The organism is Neobacillus sp. PS3-34 (assembly GCF_030915465.1).
GTDB lineage: Bacteria > Bacillota > Bacilli > Bacillales > Cytobacillaceae > Neobacillus_A.
Genome location: NZ_CP133267.1, coordinates 3644421 through 3667329 on the forward strand (window position 1 = coordinate 3644421; position 22909 = coordinate 3667329).

Sequence of the window (22909 nt, forward strand, 5' to 3'; positions counted from 1 at the left end):
GCATAACGCCGTCTCAGACTGCAGGCAAACTCTTTCGTGTTTGCCTGCAGTTTTTTTCTTTTTGGCTCTGTTATAATTGAATGTTGATTTCACTGTGTTTAAAAAATAAACGGTAAAATTCCGTTTAAATTGGGAAATACCCATATTTCCTTAAAAATAAAGGAAGTTTTTCCGTTTATATTATCCAAATCTTTGGATTTCTGTTGTATTTAGAGCAGTTAATCGGAATGTCTCCGCTTATATCTGCTTCTTAAGCTTCCAATAGATACTTTAGCCGGAAATTTTCCGCCTATGAATTCTCAAACCAACACGAAAATCAACAATGAATAATAACGGAGCCTTCTTTTTAAAATGTAATTAAGTAAAAGACTCGTTGATTTCCGCTGCGGGTGGACGCTTTCCGCGGGGCGGGCGGTGAGCCTCCTCGCCGCTAGAGCACATCTAATCGGGGGTTGGCCGTCCAAGTATCGATCCAGTCGTTTTGTTCAAGATGGTCTTCATCCAATACATAGTGATTTACTCGACTACCACGAAGAAGAATATCGACAAGTATAAATCGGACCCGTCTGTCTGTGCAGCCTGCCCGATTATTAGCCAATGTATGGAGAGTAAGAATCATCAGAAGCTCATACAGCGCCATATCTGGGAGGCATACCTGGAAGATGCGGAAGATGCACGGAACACGTATGAAGTAAAACAAACATATGCCAAACGAAAGGAAACAATAAAATGTGTCTTTGCGGAGGCGAAGGGAAAGCATGGCATGCGATGTACAGCCCTTAGGGGGCTAAAAAAATTGTCCATGCAGGCGATGCTTACGTTTGCTGCCATGAATCTGAAGAAACTGGCCACCTGGACATGGCAGGTGCCTAAAAAGGCGCACTAAAGCACCATTAATCTGGTTTATCGTTCTGCTGGTAATGGTACTAGTTGAGTGGAGCGGAAGGTGCTTGACTCCTGGGGGATCAGCGTTCCAGACGAGACCCCGCAGGCGCTCTCTTGCGCTGAGGAGGCTCGACGAACGCCCCCGGAAAGCAAGCACCTGGAGCGCAAATCACACCATCCAAATGAATTTTTTTAAAAAATTAAAGGCATCGAGAGTTGTCTCGCTGCCTTTGTCGACAATCTAAGACAGCATAACGCCGTCTTATTTTTTATGCACTTTTAAGATAAAGTGGCCGAACCGGTTGGCAAAAGGGAGCATGACTAACGAAACTGCTACATTGAAGATAACGCTTATATGAGCCAGTTGAACATCCTTGCTTACTGCCAGATCAGGTGCAAGCTCCGCAAGAGGGCGTATTAGGGGGATAAAAGCAAGTACACCGAAGACATTCAGCCAAATATGCGCATAAGCAGCCAATTTTGCCTCTTCGCCGCTCCCTATAGAGGCCACAAGAGCTGTAATGCATGTCCCAATATTAGCTCCAAGCATAATAGCAATTCCTGACTCGAGATCCAGGATGCCTGCCGTGAGAAAACCCATAGCGATACCAGTCATTGCTGTGCTCGACTGGATAATTGCCGTGAGGCCTGCCCAATCAGGACGCTTAGCAATATGCTTCCGTTTAAAGAGAGTAAGGAGCGATGGATAAATGGAATGGTTGTCAATGGGTCCGAAAGCCTTTCGAAGCCCTTCATCGCAGAAAAGACCGCAGCAATTCCGAATAAAAACATTCCTATGCTTCTGGCACCCCTATTTTTAAATAGAATGAGAACTGCTCCCGTCACTGCAAGCGGTACGACGGCAGCCCCAAGATTGAAGGTAATTAATTCAGTTTTAAAAGTTGTGCCGATATTCGTGCCAAGAATGACTCCAATCGCTTGAGGGAACGTCATTATTCGAGCCGATATTAAACCAATGGTGATAATCATGACGGTTGAGCTGCTCTGGAGAATGGCTGTGATTATGGTCCCGGAAAGCATCCCTTTTAGCGGGGTGCTAGTCAGCTTCATCAACAAAAGCTTTAATTTTTCACCAGATAAATTGAATAAACCAATCCTTATAATCGTCATGCCAAAAATAAATAATAAAATGCAAAAAACAAATAATAAAAGATAAAGCATTTCCGCAGCCTCCTTGTTGCCATTTTATTGCGGAAGTTGGCTGGACATGCCTAAAAGAACCGTATGATTAGCAAAAAATAGAGGCTATTTCAAAAAAAGAAGGATTTTTGATTGGATTTTGCAAAAAAAGTATAAAGCAAGCGCCTGTTACGCTTAAATTCAGTTGACCTTACAACAAGGTTATATTATAATTGCAAAGTACATGGAAAACCATGTGTTTTGATGTGAGTGTGTTGTGTTCGGAGGGAGGGAAAGAGAATGTCTAAAACCGTCGTTCGTAAAAACGAATCGCTTGAAGATGCTCTTCGTCGCTTCAAACGTACAGTTTCTAAAACTGGTACTTTGCAAGAAGCTAGAAAGCGCGAATTCTACGAAAAGCCTAGTGTAAAACGTAAAAAGAAGTCAGAAGCAGCTAGAAAACGTAAGTTTTAAGAGAGGGTGTAATTAATTGAGTCTTCTCGAGCGTTTGAATAATGATATGAAACAAGCGATGAAAAACAAAGACAAAGACAAACTTTCCGTTATTCGGATGATCAAATCTTCATTGCAAAATGAAGCGATCAAACTCGGCAACGAGTTATCCGGAGAGGAAGAATTGACTGTCCTTTCTCGCGAAATGAAACAACGCAAAGACTCCCTCCATGAATTTGATAAAGCAGGTCGTGCAGACCTTGTTGAAAAATTGCAATCTGAATTGGCCATTGTTGAAATTTATATGCCGAAACAGCTTACTGAGGATGAAGTTTCTGAGATTGTAAAAGAAACCATTGCTGAAACAGATGCAACTTCAAAAGCGGATATAGGGAAAGTGATGGCTGCTATTATGCCGAAAGTAAAAGGCAAAGCAGATGGATCACTTGTAAATAAACTTGTGCAACAACACCTATCATAATAACCGATATTAAGACCGCAGGCATATGCTTGCGGTTTTTTCGGTATTAAGTGAGAGAAAAATTTACCACTTTGTGAAACTTTATGTAATTCAATACGTATTTATTATTAACTGTTGAAAGAAAGGAGGGCCAAAATAATTGCCGAATGGATTACTGACCCGATTATTATTACCGTATTGCTAACTATCGCTGGCATGGCAATGGTATTAGAGCTTTTTTCTCCACGGATTGGAGTGCCGGGGCTGATTGGAATGGCAGCGCTGCTTCTCTTCTTTTATGGACATCTTTCTGCCGGCCTAGCAGGTGGAGGCACTCTTATATTATTTATTGCAGGCATCGTTTTAATCTTTTTGGAATTTTTTCTTCCTGGTGCCATAGCGGGAACGCTTGGGATCGCAGCACTGGTAGGCAGCCTGTTTTTAGCGGGAGAGAATACCTTTCAAATGGCAATTTCTATAATCATTTCTATTTTCTTTTCAACCGTTCTCTTCTTTTTATTGATAAAAGTATTTCACAAAAAGATGGTATTGTTTAATAGAATGGTATTATTTGATTCGGCACGAAAGGAAGACGGTTATGTTTCGAATGCAAACCGCTCAGACCTCCTTGGCAGGGAAGGTGTGGCACTGACTGTATTACGTCCGTCCGGAACTGCTATTTTTAATAGTGAGAGGATTGCTGTTGTTAGTGAAGGAAGCTATATTCCTCAGGACAGCAGGATACTGGTTGTTAAAGTAGAAGGTGCAAGGATTGTTGTCAGGGAAATGGAGAGAAAATCAGTATAACTATTAAGGGGGTATAGAAATGGGAAATGAGACAGTTTTTTTGATCGCTATCATTATCATCGTATTGATATTCCTTGGAATACTATTATCATTTGTACCGGTGATGCTTTGGGTATCAGCGCTTGCTGCAGGAGTTAGGGTAAGTATTTTTACATTAGTTGGAATGAGGCTTCGCCGTGTTACGCCGAGCCGTGTTATTAATCCATTAATTAAAGCTCATAAGGCGGGAATTAACGTGACAACTAATCAACTTGAAAGCCATTACCTGGCAGGCGGGAATGTGGACAGGGTTGTAAATGCCCTTATCGCTGCCCACAGAGCGAATATTGAATTGTCCTTTGAAAGATGTGCTGCAATTGACCTTGCCGGCCGCGATGTACTTGAAGCGGTCCAAATGAGCGTAAACCCTAAGGTAATTGAAACTCCGTTTATAGCAGGGGTCGCAATGAATGGTATAGAGGTTAAGGCAAAAGCGAGAATTACAGTCAGAGCCAATATTGAACGGCTTGTTGGGGGAGCAGGAGAAGAAACCGTTGTTGCGCGTGTCGGGGAAGGTGTGGTATCTACCATCGGTTCTTCTGACAGTCACAGCAAGGTACTGGAAAATCCGGATCTAATTTCCCAAACAGTTTTATCGAAAGGATTGGATGCAGGAACAGCCTTTGAAATCCTCTCGATTGATATTGCTGACGTTGATATCGGAAAAAATATCGGTGCAGAACTTCAAACAGAACAGGCTGAGGCAGATAAAAAGATTGCCCAGGCCAAAGCCGAAGAACGCAGAGCTATGGCGGTTGCGACTGAGCAGGAAATGAAGGCAAAGGTCCAGGAAATGAGGGCGAAGGTTGTGGAAGCTGAAGCTGAAGTCCCATTAGCCATGGCGGAAGCGCTTAAGTCCGGTAATATGGGTGTAATGGATTATTTGAACTTTAAAAACATTTCTGCTGATACGGAAATGAGAGGTTCGATTGGGAAAATGACTGGAGAGAAAAAGGACGGCCAATAAGGAGTATTGAGCAGTCCTTATGAAGCTGTAAATGTCATTCTGATTAAGAAGGGAGGCGGATTTTTGGAATCTTTATTGATTGCGGTTATCATCGGGATAATATCGGTCTTCTATAGCAAGAAAAAGAAGAAGCAAACGGAAAAGCAGGCTTTTGGTCATATGTTGCGGAAATGAAGAATCTGCTGGATCCTGGGCAAAAAACTACTCAGCAACAGGTCCAACAAAGCCATGCCCATGCCTCGGCAACTGCTCCATGGCAGGACAAAAGTCTTTTGAACAGCCTTGAAAAAGAATACAATGAAAAAAAGAAAGAATCGTATAGGAAAAAGCAAGCAAGCAGCTTAAAGGAGACCAAGCAGGTAAAGAATCAGATAGGCCAATTTCCCATGTCAGGGAAAAATGACGAACCAAGTAAGGCTTCAGAACTTGAAGTAGAAAGGCAAACCCTTGTCAATGCGGTAATTTGGTCAGAAATACTAGCCCGCCTCGAGCCAAAGTTCCTTATTTACAAAGCAAAAACAAACGGTGAGTCTGATGAAACAACATTTATCATAGGAAAAAACTGTGCTAGAACCCACCTTCATTTCATACATATGAGATGAAAGGGGGTTCTTTTTTTATGGCTAAAAAGTGGGGGCAGCGCGTCCGAAATTGGATGGCAGAAAAAATGGATCTTCCTCAAGATGTCATGATGGATTTGCCCCGGATCACCATGATTGGGCAAATTCATATTTACATCGAGAATCATAGAGGGTTGCTTGGTTTTACAGATCAGGAAGTGAGACTGCTCTTAAAGCAAGGGCAGCTTTTAATAAAAGGCAAAAGTTTAGTGATTAAGACTATCCTGCCTGAAGAGATTTTATTAGAAGGAAAAATAGACCAGGTTATTTATTTAAATGATGTGGGAGGAGAAAAATGAAAAACCAGTGGCTTGAATTTTTTAATGGAAGTGTCACCGTTAGAGTAGCTGGAAGGGGGATAGAACGTTTCATAAACGTCTTGATCAGGAACGGACTTCATATCTGGAATGTGAAGAGACATGGGACGGAAACAGCAACCTTTACAATCAGATTAAAGGACGCTTTGCAAATCAGGCGCTATGCAAGAAAGAGTGAGTGCTCGATTGAGTTCCTGCAGCGTCGTGGGGCTCCTTTCCTGCTAAAACGATCATTAAAAAATGGCGGATTTTTATTAGGGGGAGCTATTTTTTGTTTCATTGTCCTTTTTTTATCGAATTTAATCTGGGGAATCGAGATAAAAGGTGCCAAGCCGGCAACAGAATACCAAATACGCAAAGAGCTGGATAAAATGGGAGTTAAAATTGGGAAAATGCAATTTCTTGTAGATAATGTAGAGGCGATCCAAAGAAAACTAACTAATAATATAGGAGCTCTTACATGGGTTGGTGTGGAATTAAAAGGGACAACCTATCATCTTCAGGTGGTAGAAAAGAAGCAGCCTAAAAATCCAGAGGTATTGTCCCCGCAAAATTTAGTTGCCAAAAAGAAAGCGATCATCGTAAATATGTTTGTAGAAAATGGAAAACAAGTCGTTGATGTTAATGACCATGTCCAACAAGGACAGCTGCTCGTCTCCGGATTAATCGGGAAAGAAGGTCGCCGCTGAAGGCTGTGGCTGCAAAAGGCGAAATATGGGGTGAAACCTGGTATAGAAGCGATGTTGAATTGCCACTGGCAACTACCTTTAAAGTGTTTAACGGAAATGAACAGCAAAAGCATTCGTTGTTAATTGGAGGCATTGAAATTCCGGTGTGGGGTTTTCAAAAGGTGAAATTCAGGGAATATGAAACGGAGACTAACAAACATATCATTCATTTTTTAAAATGGAAGCTCCCTATATCGTACGTTAACAAGACCTTTAGGGAAAAAGAAGATATTACCCGGACCTACTCAAAAGAAGAAGCGGTAAAAATGGCCGTAGAAATTGCGAAAAAGGATATAAAAAACCGACTGGATGAAGATGCTAGGATTAAAGATGAAAAAATTTTACACCAAGTGTTTAAGAATGGTAAAGTGTCATTATCAGTCCATTTTCAGATTATCGAAAATATTGCAAAAGGACAACCCATAACTCAAGGAGACTCGTGAATGACAGAAAAGTTAAATACCATCAATGTACAGCTTGAAAATCCAAACGAGGCATTCGCCCTCTTTGGCAATTCTGATTCTAACCTAAAAATTATCGAGCAGGAGCTGCAGGTATCAATTGTTACGAGAGGGGAGTCACTCAGCCTTTCGGGTGATCCAGATAAGGTAGATCTTGCAGAAAAAATTTTAGACAAGTTGATTTTCATTATCCGCAAGGGAATTAATATCAGCCAGAGGGATGTTATTTATGCGATCCAGATGGGCCAAAAAGGCACCCTGGACTACTTTGAAAACCTTTACGATGAGGAAATCGCCAAAAATGCCAAGGGCAAATCAATCCGCATTAAAACACTAGGTCAGAGATATTATATATCTGCAATAAAGAAAAATGATCTTGTTTTTGGAATAGGCCAGCTGGAACGGGTAAGACTTATCTGGCAGTTATCATGGCTGTAAATGCCTTGAAAAACGGAGAGGTCAATAAAATCATACTGACTCGCCCAGCTGTAGAAGCAGGAGAAAGCCTGGGTTTCCTACCAGGGGATCTCAAAGAAAAGGTCGATCCTTATTTAAGGCCTCTGTATGACGCGCTGCATGACGTTTTAGGTATGGAACATACACTTAGACTCATTGAGCGCGGAACAATCGAGATTGCCCCTCTAGCCTATATGAGAGGACGTACGTTGGATGAGGCATTTGTCATTCTGGATGAAGCGCAAAATACAACCCATGCACAGATGAAAATGTTCCTGACTCGCCTTGGTTTCAGTTCCAAAATGGTCATTACCGGTGACCGTACGCAGGTAGACCTCCCTAAAGGGGTTAAATCTGGTTTAATCGTAGCTGAAGATGTCCTAAAAGAAGTCAACGGGATTTCCTTCGTTTACCTCGATAAGAGTGATGTTGTAAGGCACCCGCTTGTTGGCAGGATTATTCAAGCCTATGAAAAGAGTGAATAAGCGATCAAAAAAGGGCTGTTCTAAAGAACGGCCCTTTTAATTTACTCGAAAAAATAGTATAGCTTTTTTAAAACCACAAAGATGTCTCGCTCAATCTTTCCAGTATCTAGTCTATTGCTGAGAATAAAATAGCTGCTTATTATACCTTATCCCGTTTTGAGGGTGAAAGTTAGCAATAAAACTGTTATCATTTTACATAAAGCGAAATACAAAGTTTTGGAGGGTTTTGGAGGGGGCTTAATTGGATAAGATTCAGCAATATTTCAGCAGAATTCGAAAGCTGCTGGATATAACATTTTTTCGGATATTATTTTTTCTTGCTCTAGGCTGCCTTTTATATGTGGCGATGTTCAATAATATAAGGCCGGAGAAGCTCGATCTCAGCCTGTTCAAAGTTGCCCAAAAAACCATCCGTTCTCCTGGCACCGTGGAAGATAAGCTGAGCACACTTAAGAAACGGAAGGATGCACTTGACCAGGTTCAGGACGTATATATCCTAAAAAAAGAGTACACTCAAAATCGGGTAGATTTAATCACTTCCATATTTGATTCCGCATCTGAAGTAAACGATGAAATAAAAGATCAAATGCAAAACGGAGTAGAAGGAAAACAAAAACCGCTTGAACCAACTTCTGCTGAAAAAACGGAAAAATTAAAAGCAAAATTGACACCAAGTGTTACTAAGGATATTTCAGACCAGGTTTTCTCAAGTTTGATACAAGCAAGCAAAGAAGATCTATCGATTGCCAAGGACTTAACCGTTACGGCGATTAACAATATTATGAGCAAGAGAATTTCTGCGGATAATGTTGAAAATGCTAAAAAGAGAGTGGAAGAGGAATTGAAGTATTCTACTCTAGACAGTGATTTGAAAAGTGCTGCCGTTGAACTAGGGAGATATGCTACCGTTCAGAATGAATTTTATGATCCTGTTGCAACAGAGGAATTAAGGAAGCAGGCTGCGGAAAACGTGGAACCGGTTAAGATCCTTCAGGGGCAGATCCTTGTCGAAGAGGGCGAGCTGATAAACCGGGAAATTTACAGACAGCTTAAGCTGGTCGGACTGCTTAACAATGATAAGTCCCCTAAGCCTTTTTTGGCCTGGCATTAATTATCATCATTATTTTGTCAGCCATTTATTATTACTTTTATCAGCTGAAGGCACAGCCCGATAAAAGACAAACCTACTTGCTGCTATTTGGCTTAATCTTTGCACTTTCGATCTTCATAATGAAAATGGTAAGCTTGCTGCATGAACTGAATTACTCCGAGATTGGCTATATTTTTCCTGCAGCAATGGGAGGCATGCTCATTAAGATCCTGATTGATGAAAGACTGGCTATTCTTACTTCCATTATTTTGTCAGTGTGCGGGAGTATCATTTTTAATGAAGGAATAAACGGTACAATGAATATTTCAGTTGGAATATATATACTTTTCAGCTGTCTAGGCGGGGTTCTATTTTTAAGCACTAAAAACCATCGATCTAAAATTTTGCAGGCGGGCTTATTTGCTGCTTTAATCAACCTGTTAACATTATTATCGCTAATGTTTTTGCGAAATGGACAATATTCTGGAATGGAATATGGTTTTTATTTGATTGCGGCGCTTGCATCGGGTATTGTGTCTGCAGTGCTATGTATCGGTTTTTTGCCCTTTTTGGAAGCCAGCTTTGGGATTCTCTCTACCATGAGGCTAATTGAGCTTTCTAATCCAAATCATCCGCTATTAAGAAAAATATTGACCGAAGCACCGGGAACGTATCATCATAGCGTAATGGTTGCCAATCTGGCCGAGTCAGCATGTGAGGCGGTCGGAGCAAATGGATTGCTGGCGAGAGTAGGCTGTTATTATCATGATATTGGAAAAACGAAAAGACCGCTATTTTTCATTGAAAACCAAATGAACAGGGATAATCCTCATGACCGTCTGCCTCCAGAAAAAAGTGCCCAAATTATCATTGCCCATGCCGCAGATGGGGCATCGATATTAAGGAAATATCATATGCCAAAGGAAATCGTTGAAATTGCCGAACAGCATCATGGAACCTCACTGCTGAAATTTTTCTTTCATAAAGCGAAACAGGCAAATCCTGAAACCACTGAAAATGAATATCGATACTTCGGCCCTAAGGCACAGACAAAGGAAACAGCGATAATCGGGATTGCTGATAGTGTGGAGGCAGCTGTTCGTTCACTGTCACAGCCAACTCCTGAACAGATCGAGTCTCTTGTCAAGGCTATTACAGCTGATCGGCTGCAGGATGGGCAATTAAATGAGTGTGACCTAACATTGAAGGAGCTTGAAATCGTAATTTATACGTTATGTGAAACATTAAAAGGAATTTTCCACTCCAGGATCGAGTATCCTGAAATGACAAAACAGAAGGTGAAAAATGCATGAAATTGATGATCGATTTTTTAGATGAAACAAATGAAGTTGGAGAAGAACAGACAGGTGAAATTGAAAACCTTTTGAATTTTGCTGCTGAAAAGCTAAAAGTGGATGATGGTAGCGAACTGTCTATTACCTTTGTATCAAACGAACGCATCCAGGAAATTAATCGTGAATACAGGGATAAAGATAAACCGACAGATGTTATTTCATTTGCGATGGAGGAATTGGGAGAAGGCGAAATCGAATTGATTGGAGCTGACATGCCGCGTGTTTTGGGAGATATTATTATTTCCGTAACGAGAGCTGAGGAACAGGCAGAGGAATACGGGCATTCCTTTAAACGCGAACTTGGCTTTCTGGCTGTCCATGGCCTGCTGCATCTTTTAGGCTATGATCACGAAACAGAGGAGCAGGAAAAAGAAATGTTTACTCTTCAAAGGGAAATTTTAGATGAGTTCGGGCTTTCAAGGTAAAAAACCGCCGCAGCCCTTTTCCCTCTTTAAATCCTTCTCAGTTGCAATCGAAGGAATTTTGGGAGCTATAAAAAAAGAAAGAAATATCCGCATCCACCTGTTTGCAGCTGTTGCAGTAATTATCCTTTCTATATATTTTTCTATCTCCGCAATTGAATGGATTTGTATTGCTCTTGCAATAGGCGGCATGCTTTCGTTGGAATTGCTTAACAGTGCGATTGAAAGGGTAGTTGACATGGTAACCACCGATTACCACCCTCTTGCAAAACAAGCGAAGGATATGGCAGCCGGAGCGGTTTTTGTATTTGCTATTATAACAGTGGTGATTGGTATAATCATTTTTATTCCTAAAATTTTATCCTTGCTAGGGCATCTGTTTTAAGTGAAATTATAATCGATTTGAAAACGGTAACAGCTTTCGTTAAAATGACTAAGCAGGCAAACTTCAGGAAACGAATTATTATGTGAAAATTCTAAATTTTTATATTACGTTTTCGCTACAAGTGATGAAATTAATTGAATTTTGAGTTAAAATAAAGAAGCAGCAGCTCATTGAAAGGAAGTATCAGATTGAAGATTGAAAATTTAATTGAAGAAGCAAAGAAAGCAAGAGAAAAAGCCTATGTGCCTTATTCTCATTTCCCAGTAGGTGCTGCGTTATTAACCAGTGACGGTAAAATTTATCACGGCTGCAATATTGAAAATGCCGCCTATAGCATGTGCAATTGCGCAGAACGTACGGCCTTTTTAAAGCATACTCAGAAGGCGATCGTCAATTTTCCTTACTTGCCGTTGTTGCTGATACTGATCGTCCTGTTTCTCCATGCGGAGCATGCCGGCAAGTTATTTCTGAATTATGTCCCGGCGATATGAAAGTGATTCTAACCAATCTTAAAGGGGATATACAAGAAATTACTGTTACAGAACTTTTGCCAGGAGCTTTTTCACCGGAGGATTTACATGAATAATAATTGGAACGAAAATAAGGGACATAAATCAGGATTTATATCAATCATTGGACGCCCTAATGTAGGAAAATCCACTTTCCTAAACCGTGTCATAGGACAAAAAATTGCCATTATGAGCGATAAGCCGCAGACAACGAGGAATAAAGTTCAGGGTGTATTAACTTTAGAAGATTCACAGCTTATTTTTATTGATACGCCAGGAATTCATAAACCAAAGCATAAATTAGGCGATTTTATGATGAAGGTTGCACAAAATACCTTAAAGGAAGTGGATCTGGTCCTTTTTATGGTTAATGCTGAGGAGGGCTTCTGCGGGGAAGAATTCATTGTCGAAAAGCTTCAATCCATACAGACTCCTGTATTCCTAGTAATTAACAAAATTGATCAAATCCATCCAGATGCTCTTCTTCCGGTCATTGAATCGTATAAGGAGAAGCTTTCATTTAAACAAATCGTCCCTATTTCAGCACTTGAGGGTAACAATGTTGAGGAGTTACTGAAAGAAATCAAAGAATACCTTCCAGAAGGCCTCAATTCTATCCGGCTGACCAGGTGACAGACCACCCTGAGCGTTTCATTGTTTCTGAATTGATTAGGGAAAAAGCACTGCATTTAACAAGGGAGGAAATTCCTCATTCACTGGCCGTCCTCATTGATAAAATGGAACGCCGTGAAGATAAGGATGTCGTCCATGTTATGGCCACAATCATTGTGGAAAGAGATTCGCAAAAAGGCATCGTTATCGGCAAACAGGGTGCGATGCTGAAGGAAATCGGAAAAAGGGCGAGGCTGGATATTGAGAATCTTCTTGGATCAAAGGTCTTTTTGGAAGTTTGGGTTAAGGTACAGAAAGACTGGAGAAACAAAGCATCCCAGCTTCGGGATTTTGGATTCAGGGATGATGAGTACTAATTTACAGCCTTAATTAGGTTATTATTTGTTTCTGAAAAATATGCATGGTCAAGATTAGCAGTTTTTTGTACTCATGATTTTAGGGAAGCAGGCTATGATAAATATAAGGTTTTGAATTTAATATGCTAGTCTAAATATTGAAAGGTGGGGTTTTCAATGTTGGATTTTACCTGGAAGGTTTTTAGCGAAACAGGTAACATTGACACATATCTTCTCTTTAAGGAACTTGAGAAGGACAGACAAGAAATACCCGGTTATCTGGATGATGAGCTAGCACACATGGATTCGCCCATTTCATAAGTTTGTCCCGCTTTAATTGGATGGTGACCGCGGATGCTTGAAAAATGCGAAGGCATCGTCATTAGAACAACAGATTATGGTGAAACAAATAAAGTTGTGACTTTATATACCCGGGAATGGGGAAAATTTGCAATGATGGCGAGGGGCGCTAAAAAAACGAACAGCCGCCTCTCTGCTGTCATCCAACTGTTCACCCATGGTTATTTTCTCGTTCAAAAAGGGACGGGCATGGGAAGCTTGCAGCAAGGGGAAATGATTTCTTCCATGCGTTCCATCCGGGAAGATATTTTTTTAACTGCTTATGCAAGCTACATTGTGGAATTAACAGACAAAAGCACGGAAGACCGTAAACCAGATCCATATTTGTTTGAATTGCTTTTTCAAACATTAAATTATATGAACGAAGGCTATGACCTTGATGTTATGATGAATATTTATGAAATAAAAATGCTGAATGTTCTAGGGCTGCACCCGACGCTTAACCAATGCTCGGTGTGCGGAAGCACCGATGGACATTTTTCCTTTTCCATCCGGGAGGGCGGCTTGCTCTGCCATCGCTGCCTGGATAAAGACCCATACCATTTTAAAATTTCTTCATCAACAGTGAAATTATTAAGATTATTTTATTATTTTGATCTTTCAAGGCTTGGAAATATTTCGGTCAAAGAAGAAACCAAAGCAGAATTAAAAAAAGTGATATCTGCTTATTATGAGGAGTACTCAGCCTTCACCTCAAATCGAAAAAATTCCTCAATTCAATGGGGAACTTCAAGGGGTTGCTTTAGACAGTACCTAGCTTCAGCTTTTCAGGGTTGACAAGATTTTCTGTTTTCGGTAATATTTCTTTAACATGAATAGCTGCATTGACGGAAAGTAGTACTTGGCCATCTTTGTAATAGCGAATCCGGGATAGTGGAAGCCGGGGTATGAGGACCTGAGGAAGGCGTTTCAGAGCAGCATTTTCAAAACCAAAGAGGCTGCTTTTGCAGCAATTAGGGTGGAACCGCGGGTAACTCTCGTCCCTATGCTTAATGCATAGAGCCGGGAGTTTTTTGTTTTTTTCAAAAATTTAAAACATAAAGGAGCTAGAATGATGAGTGTGAGTATGGAACAGGTAGTTTCCCACGCAAAGCATAGAGGTTTTGTTTTTCCGGGTTCTGAAATTTACGGTGGCTTGGCAAACACATGGGATTATGGCCCGCTTGGAGTTGAATTAAAAAATAATATTAAACGGGCATGGTGGAAAAAGTTTGTTCAGCAAACTCCTTATAATGTGGCCTTGATTCAGCAATTTTAATGAATCCCCGCACATGGGAGGCTTCAGGGCATATTGGTAATTTCAATGATCCGATGATCGATTGTAAAAATTGTAAGGCAAGACACCGTGCAGATAAGCTGATTGAAAATGCACTAGACGAAAAAGGGCTTGAAATGGTCGTTGATGGACTCCCGTTTGAAAAAATGGAAGAATTGATTAAAGAACATAATATCTCTTGTCCGGACTGTGGCAGCCATGATTTTACGGGTATCCGCCAGTTCAATTTAATGTTTAAAACCTTCCAGGGCGTGACAGAATCAAGCACGAACGAAATCTTCCTTCGCCCGGAAACAGCACAAGGAATATTTGTTAATTTTAAAAATGTCCAGCGTACAATGCGTAAAAAATTGCCTTTTGGTATTGCTCAAATCGGCAAAAGCTTCCGAAATGAGATCACACCAGGTAACTTTACTTTCCGTACGAGGGAATTCGAACAAATGGAGCTTGAGTTTTTCTGTAAACCAGGGGAAGAGCTGAAATGGTTCGATTATTGGAAGCAATATGCAGAAAATTGGCTTCTTGCACTTGGCATGAAAAGAGAAAACTTAAGACTCCGTGACCATTCAGATGATGAGTTATCCCATTACAGTAATGCGACAACCGATTTTGAATACAAGTTTCCTTTCGGATGGGGAGAACTGTGGGGCATTGCTTCAAGGACAGATTACGATCTTAAGCAGCATATGCAGTATTCTGGAGAGGATTTCCACTATATGGATCCGGAAACAAATGAAAAATATGTTCCTTATTGCATCGAGCCTTCGCTCGGCGCAGATCGTGTAACACTTGCTTATCTTATTGACGCTTACGAGGAAGAGCAACTGGAGGATGGTACAACCAGAACAGTTATGCATTTCCATCCAGCTGTAGCGCCTTTTAAAGCGGCTATTCTTCCGTTATCCAAGAAGCTTTCAGAGGAAGCCAGGGAAGTTTTCGAAGAACTTTCTAAACATTTCCTTGTTGATTACGACGAAGCTGGGTCTATCGGCAAACGTTATCGCCGCCATGATGAGATTGGAACTCCATACTGCATTACCTATGATTTTGACTCAAAAGAGGATCAAATGGTAACAGTTCGAGACAGGGATACCATGGAACAAACAAGGCTTCCAATCACGGAGCTTGTAAGCTTTATTCAGGATAAAATTAGCTTTTAAATAGAAAAGTGCGGAGTCCTTCCGCGCTTTTCTTTCGTTTCTATGAGGTGTGATGACTAAACCTTTTCATTTATTAGAATTGGGTTATAATGTTTTTATAAAAGTATAACTCTTTTATTTCAACTTGAATGAATAGTTTTTATACATAAAAGTTTTAAATAAGGTGGTGAGGACAATCGAACTGAATAAAAGGCAGGAGCACATTCTGCAAATCGTGAAGGACAACGGACCGATAACTGGCGAACATATAGCTGATCAGCTGAACTTAACCAGGGCTACATTAAGGCCGGACCTAGCGATTTTAACAATGGCTGGTTTTTTGGATGCCCGTCCGCGGGTTGGATATTTTTATACAGGCAAATCTGGTACCCAGCTTCTGACTGAAAACCTCCAAAAGATTTTTGTAAAAGATTATCAGTCTATTCCTGTTGTCGTAAATGAAAATGTATCCGTTTACGATGCCATTTGCACGATGTTTTTGGAGGATGTGGGAACACTATTTGTAGTAGATCAGCATTCTTTGCTCGTCGGTGTTCTGTCCCGAAAGGACTTATTGCGGGCGAGTATAGGCAAACAGGAGCTTACGGCAATTCCCGTCAATATTATTATGACGAGGATGCCCAATATCACAATGTGTGAGAGGGAAGATCTTCTCATTGACGTTGCGAAAAGACTGATTGAAAAACAGATTGATGCCCTCCCGATTGTGAAACAAACGGAAAAAGGCTATGAAGTAGTGGGGAGAATCACAAAAACAAATATTACTAAGGCATTTGTTGCCCTTGGCCAGGATATGTAAAGATGGGTGTTTAGATAGATTGAAAAGAGGAGATGGATTGGGGAATGAATACGCCGATTATTTATGTCGTGTCAGATTCGGTAGGCGAAACAGCAGAACTAGTAACGAAGGCGGCTATCAGCCAGTTTAACGGCTCAGGCATGATTCTTAAGAGATTTCCGTATGTAGAGGATCATGAACATATTGATGAGGTCATCTCACTCGTTAATATGGATAAGGGCATGATTGCGTATACGCTCGTTAAACCTGATATGAGAAAATATATGAAAGAAAGTGCCGAGATGGCAGGAGTTTATGCATGTGATCTTATTGGGCCGTTAATGGATCAAATTGAACTGTTAAGCGGAAAGCAGCCTTTGTGTGAACCTGGCCTTGTGAGAAAATTGGACGAGGATTATTTTAAAAAGGTAGAGGCAATTGAATTTGCTGTTAAGTATGATGACGGACGTGACCCGCGCGGGATTCTAAAGGCTGATATCGTCCTGATAGGCGTTTCCAGGACTTCTAAAACACCTTTGTCCCAATACCTTGCCCATAAACGCTTAAAGGTAGCAAATGTGCCGTTGGTACCAGAAGTTGATCCACCTGAGGAGCTTTATAAAGTGCCTCCTGAAAAATGCTTCGGTCTTAAAATCAGCTCGGAGAAGTTAAATAATATTAGGCGTGAACGACTCATTTCACTTGGATTGAATGATCAGGCTAGCTACGCCAATATAGAAAGAATAAAGCAAGAGCTTGTTTTCTTTGAAAAAGTGGTTTCAAAAATTAACTGCCCGGTAATCGATGTAACAAATAAAGCAGTTGAAGAAACAGCTAATGTTATACTTAATTATGTACAAAGAAAATAATGGTCATTATACACATAATCTTTGATTATGTGTTTTTATTTGAAGATGCTCTTCATTACTACTCCGCTTTAATGAAAAAAAGAAATTAATATAAAAAACAATGGAAAAAGTGTAGTTAATGTACTATAATAAAAAATTGTGATAAAAATGTATCTAATTAGGTTTAGACTTCATCGTGAACGAATAAACTATTTATTGTTAGATGTCAAGGGAGGCCTCGCTAAATAATTCGACATAATCTCTTTCCATTCAGCTTGTTCCAGTCTTTTTAGCTTAATGAGTAATGAAGATATTGAGGATAAAAGTTATGCGGGAAGAAGGAAAATGCGGAGTGATGTAGAATTAGTACTAATAAAATTGGCGTTCCCACCATTTTTGTGGATGCAGATTCTTGCCCGGTAAAAGATGAAATTGTCGAAATTGCTTCACGTTTTTCAATAAATGTTCTTTTTGTTGCTTCCTATAATCATATTATGAACAATTCTACATATGCATCCTGGAAGTATGTTGATACGGGAAAGGAAGCTGCAGACCTTTATATTATGAATCATTCTGCAAACGGGGATATTACAGTTACCCAGGATATTGGGCTGGCTTCGACTCTGCTTTTAAAAGGGGTTTATGTTTTATCTCCAAAGGGAATTTTATTTGAAGAAAAAGGAATTCAAACGGCTCTTGACATGCGCTATATAAGTGCGAAAGCTAGGCGCAGAGGAGAATATGGAAAGGGCTAAACCATTTAGTTCTGGAGACCGGGACAGGTTTGTGAATGAATTGACAAAGATTTTGTCGAATTTTGAAGGAGTTTAGATATTAAAACAGAATACCTTATTAGTAAAATGGAGTTGTTTTCATGGCGGAGCGCATTGCCGAAGAAAAAATTGATCAAATTCGTCAGTCTGTTGACATTGTTGAAGTAATAAGCGATTATGTTCAACTAAAAAAGCAAGGGCGAAATTACTTCGGATTATGTCCATTCCATGGAGAGAGTACACCGTCTTTTTCAGTAGCCCCTGACAAACAAATTTTTCATTGCTTTGGATGCGGAGCTGGCGGAAATGTTTTTTCATTTTTAATGGAGCTGAATGGACTTACATTTCAGGAAGCGGCAGTAAAGCTTGCTGAACGGTCAAATATTGAGCTTGAAATAAGCATCTCAGCTGCCGGAAAAGAAAAAGGCATTTCGAAGGAACATCAAGCAATGCTTGATGCTCATGACCTGTTAAGGAAATTTTACCATCACCTTCTGGTAAATACCAAAGATGGTCAACATGCCTTAGAGTATCTTCTAAACAGGGGATTTACGAGGGAATCAATTGATAAATTTGAAATTGGCTATTCGTTAAATTCTTGGGACTTTGTCTATAAATTTTTAACGAAAAGAGATTTTAATCCCGAATTGATGGAAAAAGCCGGATTGATCATTAAACGAGAAAGAGACGGTACATTCTTCGATCGATTCCGTGATCGGATTATGTTTCCGGTTTTAGACCGAAATGGAAACACGATTGCTTTTTCAGGGAGATCTCTGGGCCAGAAGAGCCTAAATATTTGAATAGTCCCGAAACGGCAATCTTTAATAAAAGCCGGATATTATATAATTTTCATCTGGCAAAACCGAATATTAGAAAAATGCAGCAGGTTGTTTTATTTGAAGGATTTGCGGATGTAATCGCAGCAGATCGCTCCGGGGTTGAAAACGGTGTTGCCACTATGGGAACTTCTCTGACCGCAGAGCATATATCCCTCATTCGCCAGAACACAGGCAATATACTCATTTGCTATGATTCAGACAATGCCGGGATCGAAGCAGCATATAGGGCGGGCAACTTGCTTACCGATGCAGGCAGCCAGATAAAAGTAGCTTTAATGCCGGACGGCCTTGATCCGGATGATTACATCAAAAAATTTGGTGCTGAAAAATTTCGAAATGAAGTTATTAACTCTAGCCTTACCTGGATGTCCTTTAAATTTCTTTATTTACGCAGAGGAAAAAATCTTCAGGATGAAGGAGATAGGCTTGCTTATATCGAAGAAGTACTAAAAGAAATAGCAAAGCTGTCAAAAGCGGTCGAAAAAGACCATTACCTGAGACAGCTGGCAACTGAGTTTTCATTATCTTTGGATGCATTAAAACAGCAGCAGCAAATATACTTATCTGAGAATAAAAATTTACAGAGCCGTGGGTCTCCTGCCAAAAGCCTCTGGTAATCAAGCAGGCAAATAGTTTGAAGCCCGCACATCATAACGCGGAGCGGAGATTAATTGCGCATATGCTGAAGGACCGTGATATAGCATTTAAGGTTCAGGACTTATTGCAGGGACAGACATTCAACTTGGATGAGCATCAGGCAATTATTACGTATTTATTCGGATTTTATGAAGGCAATCACCATAGCAATGCCAGCGCCTTTTTAACCTATATTCAAGATGACAAACTTCGGCGGATTGTTGCTGATATTGAAATGATGTCTATCAATGAAGAAGTAACTGACCTAGAGTTAAATGATTATATCAAACAGGTGTTGAATTATCAAAAATTGCTAAAGATAAAAGAAAAACAAGCTGAACAAAGTGAAGCTGAACGTCAAAAAGATGTTAAGAAAGCTGCAGAAATTGCAATGGAGATCATTCAATTGCGCAGATCTTTATAGATCCCATGTAGTGACTTTTAGAAGGAGGGGGACATATGGCTGAAAAATCAGCACGTTCAAAAGAGGTCGAAAATGAATTGACCGTTGAACAAGTAAAAGACCAGTTAACGGCACTGGGAAAGAAAACCGGCGTCCTTGCCTACGATGATATAGCGGAAAAATTGTCCAACTTTGAACTTGATTCCGAACAAATGGATGAATTTTATGAGTTTTTAGGCGATCAAGGCGTTGAATTGGTCGGAGACAGTGAGGAAGAAGATCCTGACGTTCAGAAGCTGTCCAAAGGGGATGACGAAGAATTTGATCTAAATGATCTAAGCGTCCCTCCTGGAGTGAAAATTAATGATCCTGTCCGCATGTATTTAAAAGAAATCGGGCGTGTTGACCTTCTTTCGGCTGAAGAGGAAATCAGCCTTGCGAAGCGGATCGAAGAAGGCGACGAAGAAGCAAAACGCCGTCTTGCAGAAGCCAACCTGCGTCTCGTGGTCAGTATTGCCAAGCGCTATGTCGGCCGCGGAATGTTGTTTCTTGATTTGATTCAGGAAGGGAACATGGGTTTAATTAAGGCTGTAGAAAAGTTCGACTACCGTAAAGGATACAAATTTAGTACTTATGCTACCTGGTGGATCCGACAGGCAATTACACGTGCCATTGCTGACCAGGCGAGAACAATCCGAATCCCGGTTCATATGGTAGAAACCATTAATAAATTAATTCGGGTTCAGCGTCAATTGCTTCAAGATTTAGGACGCGAACCAACACCGGAAGAAATTGCCGAGGATATGGATTTAACACCGGATAAAGTAAGGGAAATTTTAAAAATAGCTCAGGAGCCCGTATCCCTTGAAACACCAATCGGGGAGGAAGACGATTCCCATCTTGGTGATTTTATTGAAGACCAGGATGCAACTTCTCCTTCTGAACATGCTGCATATGAATTATTAAAAGAGCAGCTGGAAGATGTTTTGGATACCCTGACTGACAGGGAAGAAAACGTACTCCGCCTTCGTTTTGGATTGGATGATGGCCGCACACGCACCCTTGAAGAAGTAGGCAAGGTATTCGGCGTTACTCGTGAGCGTATCCGCCAAATTGAAGCGAAAGCTCTTCGTAAGTTAAGGCATCCAAGCCGAAGCAAGCGACTCAAGGACTTCTTGGAATAAAAACAAATATTGCTGAAAAATAGTTTACTTCTTACAATAGAGGTAAGCTATTTTTTTGTTTCTTTAACCGGAAGGACTGTACTGATGGATGATAATCGAAAAAAAATCATTTTAAACGAAGTTTTATACTGGAAAAAAAACCGGATGCTCCCGGAGCATTATTGCGATTATTTATTGACGTTATATACGGAAGGAAATCCACCAGGAAAAGACAAGAAAGCCATAGGAAAATCGGTGGGGATCCTATTTCAGGCAGTTGCTTTTTTAGCCATGCTTTCCTTCGCTGTATTTGTCACTTATTTTACTGAATTGTCTTTCATTTTGCAAATAGGCCTTTTAATATTTTTGGTTGTGTCAGGATTGGGCATCTTTTTTTATTTTTCTAGAAAAGGATTGTTCAGCCATCTCGCTTTAGCTTCCAGCGCGCTTATTTTTCTACTGCTTTCAGAAAAAATAGCATCCAATGTTTTTGGTGACAGTTCAGAAAGTTTATATTTACTAATGGCATTGAACTGTGTGGGTTGGCTTGCTATAGGCTGGAAAAAGAAGCTCTTGTACTTTTCAATAGCAGGAATTTTAGGTTTAGGTGTAATCGTATTTTTTATTTTCGCATAATAAAATATTTTAAAAAGGTTTTAAATGTTGAGAAAATTATTTCATTCCCTATATAATAATGAAGTAAGCGCATACAAAGCAGCTTGGAGGGGAAATGAAATGAATTTCGATTTAACAGCGGAGCAGGATATGATCCGTAAAACCATGAGAGAATTTGCTGATGAAGAGGTGGCACCTGGAGCGCTAGAACGTGATAAAACAAAGGAGTTCCCGGTTGAAATTTTTAAAAAGCTTGCAGATATGGGAGTAATGGGGTTACCGTTTCCTGAGGAATATGGCGGTGGCGGAGCAGATACTGTCAGTTTCGCAATCGTAACAGAAGAATTGAGCAGAGCGTGCGGATCGACTGGCATAACCTATTCTGCCCATATTTCACTCGGTGGAGCACCGATTAATTTATTTGGTACCAAGGAACAAAAACAAAAGTACCTGACACCTATTTGCACGGGAGAATCATTTGGGGCATTTGGTTTAACCGAACCGAATGCGGGATCTGATGCTGGAGGAACAAGGACATCGGCGAGAGAAGAAAACGGCGAGTTTATTATTAATGGGAACAAATGCTTTATAACAAACGCCAGCTATGCCAAACACCTGGCACTTACTGCAGTCACAGGTGATAAGGACGGGAAAAAGGAAATAACAGCTATTATTGTTCCCACTGATGCACAAGGTTTTAAGGTAATCGATAATTATGAAAAAATGGGACTTCATTCATCTAATACAACTGAACTTGTCCTTGAAGACGTCAGGGTTCCAGTGGAAAATCTTCTCGGATTAAAGGGAGAGGGCTTTAAACAGTTTCTGATAACCCTGGATGGCGGCCAATCGGCATTGGGGCTATGGGGGTTGGTATAGCCCAGGCAGCGTATGAAAAGGCCTGCAGTACGCCAAAGAGCGCAAGCAGTTTGGTAAATCGATTTCTTCGTTCCAGGCCATCCAATTCAAGCTAGCTGATATGGCAATGAAGATTGAATTGGCACGTACGATGGTTTACAAGGCTGCCTGGTTAAAGGACCAGGGAAAAGCCGTTCTCAAAAGAAGCTGCAATGTGTAAGCTATACGCATCGGAAATCGCAATGGAGGTTACAGACCAGGCTGTCCAGATTCACGGGGGTTATGGTTATATGAAGGACTACCATGTAGAGCGTTTCATGAGGGATGCAAAGCTTTTGGAAATTGGCGAAGGAACCTCTGAAATCCAGAGAACTGTCATCGCAAGACAAATCGGCTGCTAAAATTTCAATCATATATAAATATATTTTTAATGCCTTATGTAAAATATACTAGAATACTTATCATTGAAGGAAAATGGCTGGACACTTATGCATGGAGGATTTACAGCATAAAAAGGCCTGCTTTTGCAGCCTCTTTTCCATTTTTAGAAACTTTATCGTGAATATTCGATATTAGGACTTTTCCTTCTGAAGATTTTCAAGTAAAATAAAGTTGTTTGTAATTCATTTATAGTTAACAGATTTTCTTAC

At 40.4% G+C, this 22909-nt stretch carries 14 protein-coding genes and 12 pseudogenes; 25 read left to right on the top strand and 1 reads right to left on the bottom strand.

Annotation, left to right across the window (positions count from 1 at the left end):
• Nucleotides 1-508: 508 nt before the first annotated feature.
• Nucleotides 509-886, top strand: a pseudogene (locus RCG23_RS18835) (transposase); the annotation flags it as partial.
• 261 nt (nucleotides 887-1147) lie between these two features.
• Here RCG23_RS18835 and RCG23_RS26035 read toward each other — a convergent pair.
• Nucleotides 1148-2067 (bottom strand): annotated as a pseudogene (locus RCG23_RS26035) (Na/Pi symporter).
• Between the two features lie 258 nt (nucleotides 2068-2325).
• Here RCG23_RS26035 and rpsU point away from each other — a divergent pair.
• The 24 genes and pseudogenes from rpsU (at nucleotide 2326) to RCG23_RS18975 (ending at nucleotide 22660) form a co-directional block, all read left to right on the top strand.
• Nucleotides 2326-2499, top strand: coding sequence for a 30S ribosomal protein S21 (gene rpsU, locus RCG23_RS18850; protein WP_007087607.1), 174 nt, complete (start codon nucleotides 2326-2328; stop codon nucleotides 2497-2499).
• A gap of 16 nt (nucleotides 2500-2515) precedes the next feature.
• Nucleotides 2516-2959 carry a GatB/YqeY domain-containing protein gene (locus RCG23_RS18855; protein ID WP_308176920.1) on the top strand — a complete coding sequence of 148 codons (444 nt, stop codon included), beginning with the start codon at nucleotides 2516-2518 and terminating at the stop codon, nucleotides 2957-2959.
• Between the two features lie 114 nt (nucleotides 2960-3073).
• Nucleotides 3074-3745 (top strand): NfeD family protein, encoded by a 672-nt coding sequence (locus RCG23_RS18860; RefSeq protein ID WP_308176921.1) that lies wholly within the window; start codon nucleotides 3074-3076, stop codon nucleotides 3743-3745.
• A gap of 19 nt (nucleotides 3746-3764) precedes the next feature.
• Nucleotides 3765-4751, top strand: a complete 987-nt coding sequence (gene floA / locus RCG23_RS18865; protein WP_308176922.1) for a flotillin-like protein FloA — start codon at nucleotides 3765-3767, stop codon at nucleotides 4749-4751.
• Nucleotides 4752-4757: 6 nt separating this feature from the next.
• On the top strand, nucleotides 4758-4925 hold the full coding sequence (locus tag RCG23_RS18870) for a hypothetical protein (RefSeq protein WP_308176923.1): 168 nt from the start codon (nucleotides 4758-4760) through the stop codon (nucleotides 4923-4925).
• On the top strand, nucleotides 4922-5353 hold the full coding sequence (locus RCG23_RS18875; protein ID WP_308176924.1) for a hypothetical protein: 432 nt from the start codon (nucleotides 4922-4924) through the stop codon (nucleotides 5351-5353). The genes RCG23_RS18870 and RCG23_RS18875 overlap by 4 nt, the downstream gene beginning before the upstream one ends.
• A gap of 17 nt (nucleotides 5354-5370) precedes the next feature.
• The gene (gene yqfC, locus RCG23_RS18880) at nucleotides 5371-5670 is read left to right on the top strand and encodes a sporulation protein YqfC (RefSeq protein ID WP_308176925.1); all 300 of its coding nucleotides are present in this window, start codon (nucleotides 5371-5373) and stop codon (nucleotides 5668-5670) included.
• Nucleotides 5667-6859, top strand: a pseudogene (yqfD, locus tag RCG23_RS18885) (sporulation protein YqfD). The gene yqfC and the pseudogene yqfD overlap by 4 nt, the downstream one beginning before the upstream one ends.
• Nucleotides 6860-7818 (top strand): annotated as a pseudogene (locus RCG23_RS18890) (PhoH family protein).
• 241 nt (nucleotides 7819-8059) lie between these two features.
• Nucleotides 8060-10221, top strand: a pseudogene (locus tag RCG23_RS18895) (HD family phosphohydrolase).
• Nucleotides 10218-10688, top strand: a complete 471-nt coding sequence (gene ybeY / locus RCG23_RS18900) for an rRNA maturation RNase YbeY (RefSeq protein WP_308176926.1) — start codon at nucleotides 10218-10220, stop codon at nucleotides 10686-10688. Before RCG23_RS18895 ends, ybeY begins: the two are co-directional and overlap by 4 nt.
• Nucleotides 10666-11070 carry a diacylglycerol kinase family protein gene (locus RCG23_RS18905; RefSeq protein WP_308176927.1) on the top strand — a complete coding sequence of 135 codons (405 nt, stop codon included), beginning with the start codon at nucleotides 10666-10668 and terminating at the stop codon, nucleotides 11068-11070. Before ybeY ends, RCG23_RS18905 begins: the two co-directional genes overlap by 23 nt.
• Before the next feature lie 188 nt (nucleotides 11071-11258).
• Nucleotides 11259-11656 (top strand): annotated as a pseudogene (locus tag RCG23_RS18910) (cytidine deaminase).
• A pseudogene (era, locus tag RCG23_RS18915) lies at nucleotides 11649-12568 on the top strand (GTPase Era). The pseudogenes RCG23_RS18910 and era overlap by 8 nt, the downstream one beginning before the upstream one ends.
• A 156-nt stretch (nucleotides 12569-12724) precedes the next feature.
• Nucleotides 12725-12868 carry a YqzL family protein gene (locus tag RCG23_RS18920; protein WP_308176928.1) on the top strand — a complete coding sequence of 48 codons (144 nt, stop codon included), beginning with the start codon at nucleotides 12725-12727 and terminating at the stop codon, nucleotides 12866-12868.
• A 33-nt stretch (nucleotides 12869-12901) separates the two neighbouring features.
• Nucleotides 12902-13653 (top strand): annotated as a pseudogene (gene recO / locus RCG23_RS18925) (DNA repair protein RecO).
• A 308-nt stretch (nucleotides 13654-13961) separates the two neighbouring features.
• Nucleotides 13962-15343: pseudogene (locus RCG23_RS18930) on the top strand (glycine--tRNA ligase).
• A gap of 163 nt (nucleotides 15344-15506) precedes the next feature.
• Nucleotides 15507-16142: a transcriptional regulator CcpN gene (locus RCG23_RS18935; protein ID WP_308176929.1), complete on the top strand. Its 636-nt coding sequence runs from the start codon at nucleotides 15507-15509 to the stop codon at nucleotides 16140-16142.
• 44 nt (nucleotides 16143-16186) lie between these two features.
• Nucleotides 16187-16990, top strand: a complete 804-nt coding sequence (locus RCG23_RS18940; RefSeq protein WP_308176930.1) for a pyruvate, water dikinase regulatory protein — start codon at nucleotides 16187-16189, stop codon at nucleotides 16988-16990.
• 377 nt (nucleotides 16991-17367) lie between these two features.
• Nucleotides 17368-17800, top strand: a pseudogene (locus RCG23_RS18945) (DUF188 domain-containing protein).
• Nucleotides 17801-17843: 43 nt separating this feature from the next.
• Nucleotides 17844-19644 (top strand): annotated as a pseudogene (dnaG, locus tag RCG23_RS26040) (DNA primase).
• Nucleotides 19645-19679: 35 nt separating this feature from the next.
• Nucleotides 19680-20807 (top strand): RNA polymerase sigma factor RpoD, encoded by a 1128-nt coding sequence (rpoD, locus tag RCG23_RS18965; protein WP_308176932.1) that lies wholly within the window; start codon nucleotides 19680-19682, stop codon nucleotides 20805-20807.
• Nucleotides 20808-20891: 84 nt separating this feature from the next.
• Nucleotides 20892-21422, top strand: coding sequence for a hypothetical protein (locus RCG23_RS18970; protein WP_308176933.1), 531 nt, complete (start codon nucleotides 20892-20894; stop codon nucleotides 21420-21422).
• A 99-nt stretch (nucleotides 21423-21521) separates the two neighbouring features.
• Nucleotides 21522-22660: pseudogene (locus RCG23_RS18975) on the top strand (acyl-CoA dehydrogenase family protein).
• Nucleotides 22661-22909: the final 249 nt, after the last annotated feature.

What these genes read in the sequence shown, in the direction of transcription:
- rpsU (WP_007087607.1), top strand. Translation starts at nt 2,326, where the DNA reads ATGTCTAAAACCGTCGTTCGTAAAAACGAATCGCTTGAAGATGCTCTT.
- floA (WP_308176922.1), top strand. Translation starts at nt 3,765, where the DNA reads ATGGGAAATGAGACAGTTTTTTTGATCGCTATCATTATCATCGTATTG.
- RCG23_RS18875 (WP_308176924.1), top strand. Translation starts at nt 4,922, where the DNA reads ATGAAGAATCTGCTGGATCCTGGGCAAAAAACTACTCAGCAACAGGTC.
- yqfC (WP_308176925.1), top strand. Translation starts at nt 5,371, where the DNA reads ATGGCTAAAAAGTGGGGGCAGCGCGTCCGAAATTGGATGGCAGAAAAA.
- ybeY (WP_308176926.1), top strand. Translation starts at nt 10,218, where the DNA reads ATGAAATTGATGATCGATTTTTTAGATGAAACAAATGAAGTTGGAGAA.
- RCG23_RS18905 (WP_308176927.1), top strand. Translation starts at nt 10,666, where the DNA reads ATGAGTTCGGGCTTTCAAGGTAAAAAACCGCCGCAGCCCTTTTCCCTC.
- RCG23_RS18920 (WP_308176928.1), top strand. Translation starts at nt 12,725, where the DNA reads ATGTTGGATTTTACCTGGAAGGTTTTTAGCGAAACAGGTAACATTGAC.
- RCG23_RS18940 (WP_308176930.1), top strand. Translation starts at nt 16,187, where the DNA reads ATGAATACGCCGATTATTTATGTCGTGTCAGATTCGGTAGGCGAAACA.
- rpoD (WP_308176932.1), top strand. Translation starts at nt 19,680, where the DNA reads ATGGCTGAAAAATCAGCACGTTCAAAAGAGGTCGAAAATGAATTGACC.
- RCG23_RS18970 (WP_308176933.1), top strand. Translation starts at nt 20,892, where the DNA reads ATGGATGATAATCGAAAAAAAATCATTTTAAACGAAGTTTTATACTGG.